The 9,404-nt window shown below is 29.3% G+C and carries 9 protein-coding genes; all 9 read left to right on the forward strand.

Annotation, left to right across the window (positions count from 1 at the left end; translation table 11 throughout):
• Window positions 1-69: 69 nt before the first annotated feature.
• Window positions 70-1,239 (forward strand): glycosyltransferase family protein, encoded by a 1,170-nt coding sequence (locus tag J418_RS0106045; RefSeq protein WP_017895091.1) that lies wholly within the window; start codon window positions 70-72, stop codon window positions 1,237-1,239.
• Window positions 1,236-2,237: a glycosyltransferase family 2 protein gene (locus J418_RS0106050; RefSeq protein ID WP_017895092.1), complete on the forward strand. Its 1,002-nt coding sequence runs from the start codon at window positions 1,236-1,238 to the stop codon at window positions 2,235-2,237. Before J418_RS0106045 ends, J418_RS0106050 begins: the two co-directional genes overlap by 4 nt.
• 102 nt (window positions 2,238-2,339) lie before the next feature.
• Window positions 2,340-3,788 carry a lipopolysaccharide biosynthesis protein gene (locus tag J418_RS0106055; protein WP_017895093.1) on the forward strand — a complete coding sequence of 483 codons (1,449 nt, stop codon included), beginning with the start codon at window positions 2,340-2,342 and terminating at the stop codon, window positions 3,786-3,788.
• Between the two features lie 3 nt (window positions 3,789-3,791).
• Complete coding sequence (locus tag J418_RS0106060; RefSeq protein ID WP_017895094.1) at window positions 3,792-4,358, forward strand: acyltransferase; 567 nt, start codon at window positions 3,792-3,794, stop codon at window positions 4,356-4,358.
• Window positions 4,355-5,446 carry a DegT/DnrJ/EryC1/StrS family aminotransferase gene (locus J418_RS0106065; RefSeq protein WP_017895095.1) on the forward strand — a complete coding sequence of 364 codons (1,092 nt, stop codon included), beginning with the start codon at window positions 4,355-4,357 and terminating at the stop codon, window positions 5,444-5,446. The genes J418_RS0106060 and J418_RS0106065 overlap by 4 nt, the downstream gene beginning before the upstream one ends.
• A 201-nt stretch (window positions 5,447-5,647) precedes the next feature.
• A complete protein-coding gene (gene rfbB / locus J418_RS0106070; protein WP_017895096.1) occupies window positions 5,648-6,697 on the forward strand; it encodes a dTDP-glucose 4,6-dehydratase in 1,050 nt (349 codons plus the stop codon).
• Window positions 6,698-6,743: 46 nt separating this feature from the next.
• Complete coding sequence (rfbA, locus tag J418_RS0106075; RefSeq protein ID WP_017895097.1) at window positions 6,744-7,628, forward strand: glucose-1-phosphate thymidylyltransferase RfbA; 885 nt, start codon at window positions 6,744-6,746, stop codon at window positions 7,626-7,628.
• 11 nt (window positions 7,629-7,639) lie between these two features.
• Complete coding sequence (gene rfbD / locus J418_RS0106080) at window positions 7,640-8,518, forward strand: dTDP-4-dehydrorhamnose reductase (RefSeq protein ID WP_017895098.1); 879 nt, start codon at window positions 7,640-7,642, stop codon at window positions 8,516-8,518.
• A gap of 174 nt (window positions 8,519-8,692) precedes the next feature.
• Window positions 8,693-9,241 (forward strand): dTDP-4-dehydrorhamnose 3,5-epimerase, encoded by a 549-nt coding sequence (rfbC, locus tag J418_RS0106085; RefSeq protein WP_017895099.1) that lies wholly within the window; start codon window positions 8,693-8,695, stop codon window positions 9,239-9,241.
• Window positions 9,242-9,404: the final 163 nt, after the last annotated feature.

The raw sequence follows: 9,404 nt of genomic DNA on the forward strand, positions 1-9,404 counted from the left end.
TTGAATTTTTTATATCTTGATTATAAACTATAAAAGTAGATATTAAATTGTAAAGTTAGGTGGAGTTATTTGCTAAAAAATCATATAAAAAAATTATATAAAAATTACAAACTGAAAACTCAATATAAATATTATTTAAATTTTTATAAATATATTGAATTTAATAAAATAGATCAGATTATACCTAATAAAATAGAAAAGATATATTTTATTATTCCGGGAATGTTTAAAAGCAGTGGAGGACATACATCTATACTAAGATTAGGAACATATTTGAGTGGTTTTGGTTATGAAATATATTATATAAGTTATATAGATCAAGATTTAAATGAGATGAGAAATAATGCATATTCAAATCTAAATAATTATAAAGGAACTATCTTAGATAAATCACATTTAAATAATTTAAAAGCAGATATAATCATTGCTACATTATGGGAATCTGTTTATTATATTAAAAATTTAAATGGATATAAAATGTATTTTGTTCAAGATTATGAGCCATATTTTTATACTTATGGAGAAAAATTTTTATTAGCACAAAAAACTTATGAATTGGGTTTGCATATGGTAAGTTTAGGAAGATGGAATAAATTTATGATCGAAAAGTACTGTAATCCAATAAGTAAAATGGACTTTATAGAATTTCCTTATGAAAAATCAGAGTATAAATCAGTAGAAAGAGATTTCTTACAATACAAAAATAAAAAAGAAATTAATTTAGCAGTTTATGTTAAATTTGATGAGAAGAGAGCTCCTTTTATAATACAAATAATGTTGAAAAAGTTAGAAAGTAATTTAAGTGATGACGGAATTAAACTGAATATATACTATTTTGGAGCAAATAAAAATGATAAATTTTTAAATGGAACTAATTTAGGTAAATTAAATACAGAGCAGTTATTTAATTTATATAAAAAATGTGATTTTGGTATGGTAGCATCCTTAACTAATATATCTTTAGTACCATATGAAATGATAGCAACAAACTTACCTGTTATAGAATTTAAAGAAGGAACGTTTACTTATTTTTTTGATGAAGAATCTGCAATATTAACTAGTTTTGATTGTAAAGAATTATATAATAAACTTATATATTATTTGAATAATAATTATGAATTAGAAAGTATGACAAGGCACGCATGTAAAATACTAGAAAATTTAAGTTGGTATAATTCAGCAAAGCAATTTAATGATATTTTAACTTCTTTGAAAAAGAATAAGGATGTGAAAAAGTGAATGAAATCTTAGTTAGTATAAATTGTATTACATATAATCATCAAAATTATATTGCAGAAGCAATAGATAGTTTTTTAATGCAAAAAACAAACTTTAAGTATGAGATACTTATTCATGATGATGCATCTATTGATGGTACATCAGATATTATAAGAAATTACTCAAATAAATATCCTAATATAATTAAATCAATTATTCAAACAGAAAATCAGTATTCGAAAGATGTAGAAGTATTGTCATTAAATTCAAGAAGGGCAAAAGGAAAATATATTGCGTTATGTGAAGGGGATGATTATTGGACAGATCCATATAAATTACAAAAACAGGTGGATTATATGGAAAATAACCCAAACTGCGGTATGTGTTTTCATGCTTCAGATTTAATTAAAGTTGGAAAAGGAAAGATAGATCAAATAAAGCCATATAATGAGAATTGTATTTCAACAACAGAAGATATTATTTTAGGTGATGGTGGATTTATGGCCACTAATTCAATTTTATATCGAAAATCTATAATGAATGATATTCCTAATTTTTATATAAATGCACCAGTAAAAGATTATCCTTTACAAATTTTAACTTCAGCTAAAAATTATGCTTATTATATTAATCAGTCTATGTCAGTATATAGGATTGGTGTTGAAGGGTCATGGACAAGTAGAATGAACTCAAAAGAAAATAAGATAGAAAAGCTTATAACATTAAAAAAGCAAATAGCAAATATGTTGAATGAATTTAATGAGTATTCTAATCATAAATATTCTAATGCTATACACAAAAAGATAGTTGAAGATAAGATAGAAATACTAATTATTAATAAAGAGATAAAAGCTTTAAAAAGTCCAGAATATAAGATTATTTATGATTCACTAACACTCAAGCAAAAAATTAAAATTTATGCAAGATTCTATATGCCTAATGTATATATAAAGTTTTCTAATATTAAAAGAAAAGTAAAATATAAATTGTTGTATAATAAATTCACTTCATATTATTAATATTTTTTTATATATTGGAAAATGTATATGAGAATAGTCAAATGATTATAAAAGTATTTATAGATAAAAATAAATTATATGTATTAATCAGAGGAGAAACCAATGGAAAATGACTTAAAGAGAAATGTAATTAGGGGACTTTTTTGGAAATTCATGGAAAAAGGAGGGACTCAGGGAATACAATTTATAATACAAATAATTTTAGCTAGATTATTATCGCCAAATGATTATGGAATAATAGCTTTAATTACAGTTTTTATTGCAATAGCAAATATATTTGTAGAAAGTGGATTCGGACAATCTTTAATCCAAAAGTCAATAGTTGATGATGTTGATTATTCATCTGTATTTTATTTCAATTTAATAATTGCTAGTATACTATATGTAATTCTTTTTATAACAGCGCCTCTTATTGCTAAGTTTTACTCTATTCCAATATTATATCTAGTATTAAGAGTTCAGTCAATAACATTATTCTTTGGAGCTTTTAATGCTGTGCAAATTGCACATGTTCAGCGTGATATGAATTTTAAAAAAATATTTATGACAAGCCTGGGGGGGATTATTGCTCAAGGAGTTGTGGGTGTTTTAATGGCATATCATGGATATGGTGTTTGGGCATTGGTATTATCTACATTATCGAATAATTTTATAATGACAATAATATTGTGGATAGTAGTTGATTGGAAACCAAAATTATTATTTTCTTATAAAAGATTAAAAAGTATGTTTCATTTTGGATCTAGGTTATTGATATCTAGTCTTATAGATACTATATATACTAATATTTATTCTTTAACAATTGGAAGATTATATGATCAAAAAGCTTTAGGATATTACAATCGTGGTCAAAATATTCCTAATATATTAGTTATTAATATAGATGGATCTATACAAAGTGTTTTGTTTCCTGCATTGTCAGCAGAACAAAATGATAGATATAAATTAAAAAAATTAACACGTAGATCAATAGTAACAAGTACTTTCTTAATTTTCCCAGTCATGATTGGACTAGCCGTTTGTGCTAAACCACTTACTATTATGCTTCTTACTGAAAAATGGCTACCATCTGTACCATTTATGCAATTATCTTGTATAGCATTTGCATTTTATCCGATACATACATCTAATTTACAAGCTATTAATGCAATGGGAAGAAGTGATATTTTTTTAAAACTGGAAATTATTAAAAAAATTTTAGGAATATTAATATTAATAGTTAGTATTCCATTTGGAATATATGCTTTAGTTACTGGCAGTGTTATAGTTTCAATATTAAGTATGATTATTAACTCATGGCCAAATAAAAAATTATTAAATTATAGTTTTGTAGAACAAGTTAAAGATATGATTCCATCTATGGCATTATCAATAATTATGGGAGCAATAGTTTATTGTATTTCATTTTTAAATTTAAGTATTTGGTTCACACTAATATTTCAAATTATTGTAGGAATTATTGTATATATAGGTGGTGCTAAATTACTTAAATTAGAATGTTTTGGGTATTTGATTATTACAGTTAAAGAATTTTGTAAGATGAGGAGGTAGATTATGAATAGTTTTTATTCAGAGGATGAATTAAATAAAATTGGTTTTAAATCATTAGGTAAAAATGTGCTGATTAGTAAAAAATCTAGTATTTATGGATCTCAAAATATTTCAATTGGAAATCATGTACGAATTGACGATTTTTGTATTTTAAGTGGTAGTATAACACTTGGTAACTATATTCATATAGCTGCTTATAGTGCCTTATATGGTGGAGAAAAAGGAATTATTTTAGATGATTTTGTAGGTATTTCTTCACGAGTGTGCATTTATGCAGCAACAGATGATTATTCAGGAGTAACTATGACAAATCCAATGATTCCTGATAAGTATAAAAACATCTTCAGTAAGAAAGTAATAATTAAACGTCATTCAATAATTGGCTCTGGTTGTATAATTTTACCGGGAAATATAATTGATGAAGGAAGTTCATTTGGTGCAATGAGTCTTATTAATAAAAATTCTGAACCTTGGAGTATAAATGTTGGAATTCCATTTAAAAAAATAAAAAATAGAAGTAAAAAGCTGTTAGAGTTAGAAATAGAGTTTAAAAAGGAGTGTACAAAATGAATAAACCAATTCAAGTAACTCGTTCTTCGATGCCATCCTTTGAAGAGTACATAGAGGAAATAAAAGGAATGTGGGATAGTCACTGGTTAACTAATATGGGTGTAAAACATAAAGAATTACAGTCAAGACTATCTGATTATTTAGATATATCTAATATTACACTTTTCACAAATGGACATCTTGCACTAGAATGTGCAATATCAGCACTTAATCTTACTGGAGAAGTTATAACAACACCATTTACCTTTGCTTCAACAACTCATGCTATAGTAAGAAATGGTTTAGAACCTGTGTTTTGTGACATTAATCCTAATGATTATACCATAGATGCTGATAAGTTAGAAGATCTTATAACAGAAAAAACTTCAGCGATTATTCCAGTTCATGTTTATGGAAATGTATGCAATGTCAATGTAATTGAAAAAATAGCAAGAAAATATAACTTAAAAGTCATTTATGATGCTGCTCATGCTTTTGGAGTAAAAGTTAATGGTTTAGGAATTGCTAATTTTGGTGATATTTCTATGTTTAGTTTTCATGCTACAAAAGTATTTAATACTATTGAAGGCGGTGCAGTAATTTTTAAAAATTCTAGCCTAAGAAAAATATTAAATGATATAAAAAACTTTGGTATTACGGGACCAGAGTCTGTTGAATATATAGGTGGAAATGCTAAAATGAATGAATTTCAGGCTGCAATGGGTATTTGTAATCTTCGTCATGTGGATAAAGAGATAGAAAAGCGAAAAGTTATAGTAGAAAAGTATGTCGAGAGATTAAGTAATGTTTATGGAATTAAATTATGTAAGCCACAAATAGGAGTAAGAAAAAATTATGCTTACTTCCCAGTGGTATTTGATGGGTATAAGCTAAATCGTGATGAAATATTTGAAAAGTTAAAAGAAAATAATATATTTGCTCGTAAATATTTCTATCCACTTACAAACAGTTATGAATGTTATAAAGGTAGATTTGATGTTAAAAAAACACCAGTTGCAGAATACATAGCAAATAGGGTACTTACACTTCCTCTTTACGCTGATTTACCTGTAGATGATGTTGATAGAATATGTGATATTATTTTGTAGTAAATTGATTAAGTAGTCGGTATGTATTGTTTTATATGTGGATTCTTACATATGATTATTGAAAGTGTGTGAAAAAAAATTCACTAATTTATTTTCTTATTAGTAATTTAGTTAAAATTCAAACTAAATTTACAGTATTTAAAAATAATTTTAGAATAATTATTATTTTAAATAAAAACATTTTATTGAAAGGGGATACAAATGAAGACTTATTTCGTAACAGGAGGAGCTGGATTCATAGGATCAAACTTTGTTCACTATATGATAAACAAATACAATGGTATAAAAATCATAAACTATGATAAACTTACCTATGCAGGAAACCTGGAAAACCTTAAATCAATAGCGGATAATCCAAACTATACTTTTATACAGGGGGACATATGCGATAAAAGTAAACTGGAAGAACTGTTTCAAGAATATGATATAGATTATGTAGTTAATTTTGCTGCAGAATCACATGTGGACAGGAGTATAAAAAATCCTGAAATATTTGTCCAGACAAATGTACTTGGAACTGTAACTCTTTTAAATACAGCAAAGAATGCCTGGACAGAAGGAGATAGTTTTAAAGCAGGTAAAAAATATCTTCAAGTTTCTACAGATGAAGTTTACGGTTCACTTGGAAGTGAAGGCTATTTTACAGAAACAACTCCTCTTGATTCCCACAGTCCATACTCTTCAAGCAAGGCATCTGCGGATTTAATGGTAAAAGCATATTTTGATACATATAAAATGCCTGTTAACATAACAAGGTGTTCCAATAACTATGGTCCTTATCAATTCCCGGAAAAATTGATACCACTTGTTATAAACAACTGCTTAAACAGGAGAGAACTTCCCGTATATGGAGATGGAATGAATATAAGGGATTGGCTCTATGTAGAAGACCACTGCAAGGCAATAGACATGGTCTTAAATGGTGGAAAAGTCGGACAGGTCTATAATATTGGAGGACATAACGAGAGAACCAATATACATATTGTAAAAACTGTAATTTCATATATACATGACAATGTAGATTCTTCAGTAGAAGAAAATCTTATAAAATATGTAGAGGACAGAAAAGGACATGACAGAAGATACGGAATCGATCCTGAAAAGATAAAAGAAGAACTTGGATGGTACCCTGAAACCAAATTTGAAGATGGAATAATAGAGACAATCAAATGGTATCTTGAAAACAAGGAATGGATGAAAAACGTAACCTCGGGAGACTATAAAAACTATTACAAAAAAATGTACTCATAATTGTAATTGTGAACTGTAAATAGTGAATTGAAAAGGTGGTTATAACATGAGAAAAGGTATAATACTTGCAGGAGGTTCCGGTACAAGACTCTATCCAATGACAAAGGCCATATCAAAACAGATCATACCTGTATATGACAAGCCAATGATATATTATCCTCTGTCAGTTCTTATGCTTGCAGATATAAAGGACATACTTATCATATCAACACCAAGGGATATAGAGACATTTAAAGAACTATTTGGAGATGGAAGTCAGTATGGACTTAATTTTCAGTATAAAATACAGTATGAACCCAAAGGACTTGCAGAAGCATTTATTGTAGGAGAGGAATTTATAGGACAGGACGATGTGGCACTTGTCCTTGGAGATAATGTATTTCATGGATATGGTTTTACAGAAAGACTTGAAAATGCTTCAAAGAGACATGACTGTTCCACTATTTTTGGCTATCATGTAAGTAATCCAACCTCTTTTGGAGTAGTGGAATTTGATAATGACTTCAACGTAATATCCATAGAGGAAAAACCTGAACATCCAAAATCCGATTATGCAGTTCCGGGACTCTATTTTTATGACAATGATGTAGTAAATATAGCAAAGAACATACAGCCCTCTGCAAGAGGAGAACTTGAAATAACAGATATAAATAATGAATATCTTAAAAGAGGAAAGCTGAAAGTAGAACTCTTTGGAAGAGGTATGGCATGGCTTGATACGGGAACTCCATCAGGACTTTTAAATGCGGCCAATTTTGTAGAAGCTGTACAGACAAGACAGGGACTCTACATAGCATGTCTTGAAGAAATTGCCTACAGAAAGGGATATATTGATGACAAGCAGCTTTTAAAATTGGCTGAGCCTTTGAAAAAGGTGGACTATGGACAATATATCCTGAGCCTGATAGACAGGAAAAAATATAAATTTTAGAGGTGATATATGTGAAAGTGTTGGTTACAGGTGCAAAAGGTCAGCTTGCCATGGAAATTCGTTCTATTTTGGAAAACAAAAGTTCAGAACTCGGACCTGTGGATAAATTGTATTCCAATTCTCAAATGATATATGTTGCCAGAGATGACCTTGACATAACTCGATTAAGCGATGTAATTAACTTTATAAATAAATACAGGCCTGACATAGTCATAAATTGTGGAGCTTATACCAATGTAGACAAATGTGAAAGCGATTATGAAAGTGCTTTTAAGGTAAATTCCATTGGCCCAAGAAACCTTGCAATGGCATGTGAGAAAATAGGAGCAAAACTTGTACACATATCCACAGACTATGTGTTTAAAGGTGAGGGTAATGTACCTTTCAAAGAATATGATCTTCCACATCCAGTTAGTGTATATGGAAAGACAAAACTTCTTGGAGAACAGTATGTAAGGGAAAACTGCAGCAGATATTTTATAGTCAGGACGTCCTGGCTGTATGGAAGATACGGCAAAAATTTTGTATACACAATAATGAAGGCAGCAAAGGAAAAAGGGCATCTTGATGTAGTAAATGACCAGAGGGGAAATCCTACAAATGCAGAGGACCTTGCATACCATATATTAAAACTGTCACTTACACATGAATATGGAATATATCACTGCACAGGAAAGGGAGAATGCAGCTGGTATGATTTTGCTTCAAAAATTGTTGAATATTCAAAGATAGAATGTACAGTATCTCCAATGACTTCCGAGTCACTTAAAAGAGCTGCAAAGAGACCTGAATATTCCTCACTGGACAATATGATGCTCAGATGCACTATAGGCGATGAAATGAGAAACTGGGGAACTGCTCTCAAATTATTTATAGACAAGCAAAGATAAAGTATAAAGTTCAAGGAACAGAGAACGGAGATAAAGTATAAAGTTCAAAGAATAAAGAACAAAAAATGAGGATTTTCGTTGAAGACGAAAATCAACCAAATTTGATATTTGAACTCTGAACTCTGAACTTTGAACTCTGAACTTTGAACTTTCAAAAAAAGGGGTGTGTTTAAAATGGGTAATTTTAAATTTGTAAATACGGAAATTAAAGGCGTATACATAGTTGAAACAAAGGTTTTTGGAGACAACAGAGGTTATTTCATGGAAACCTATAATTATAATGACTTTAAAGAGGCAGGATTGGATATGGAATTTGTCCAGGACAATCAATCCAAATCCACAAAGGGAGTTTTAAGAGGACTTCACTTTCAAAAAAAACATTCTCAGGGAAAACTTGTACGAGTTACAAAAGGTAAGGTATTTGATGTAGGTGTGGATCTTAGAGATGGATCGGAAACTTACGGAAAATGGGTAGGAGTTGTGCTGTCTGAAGAAAACAAGAAGCAGTTTTATCTGCCAAAAGGATTTGCACATGGATTTGTAGTACTTTCAGATGAAGCTGAATTCTGCTACAAATGTACTGATTTCTACCATCCGGAAGATGAGGGCGGACTCATATGGAATGATCCGGATATAGGAATAAAATGGCCACTAGACGGAATAGACAATATAATCTTCTCTGATAAGGATAAGTTATGGCCAAGGTTGAAGGACTTAAGTTAAAATTAAAGGGGTCAGACCCCATGGCAAAAAATGCCATAGGGTCTGACCCTCTGTTCCTGCAAGATGAAAAGGTCCCAATATATTGAAAAATAACACATACTGTAATATCATGAACATATGAACATTTTTAGGGGGATATATACATGAATAAAATAAGAAAAGC

The sequence above is a fragment of the Clostridium tyrobutyricum DSM 2637 = ATCC 25755 = JCM 11008 genome, from assembly GCF_000359585.1.
Taxonomy (GTDB): Bacteria; Bacillota; Clostridia; order Clostridiales; family Clostridiaceae; genus Clostridium_B; species Clostridium_B tyrobutyricum.

Bases quoted from the DNA above. Each gene is read 5' to 3' on its own strand.
- J418_RS0106060 (WP_017895094.1), top strand. From the start codon at position 3,792: ATGAATAGTTTTTATTCAGAGGATGAATTAAATAAAATTGGTTTTAAA.
- rfbA (WP_017895097.1), top strand. From the start codon at position 6,744: ATGAGAAAAGGTATAATACTTGCAGGAGGTTCCGGTACAAGACTCTAT.
- rfbB (WP_017895096.1), top strand. From the start codon at position 5,648: ATGAAGACTTATTTCGTAACAGGAGGAGCTGGATTCATAGGATCAAAC.
- J418_RS0106055 (WP_017895093.1), top strand. From the start codon at position 2,340: ATGGAAAATGACTTAAAGAGAAATGTAATTAGGGGACTTTTTTGGAAA.
- J418_RS0106065 (WP_017895095.1), top strand. From the start codon at position 4,355: ATGAATAAACCAATTCAAGTAACTCGTTCTTCGATGCCATCCTTTGAA.
- rfbC (WP_017895099.1), top strand. From the start codon at position 8,693: ATGGGTAATTTTAAATTTGTAAATACGGAAATTAAAGGCGTATACATA.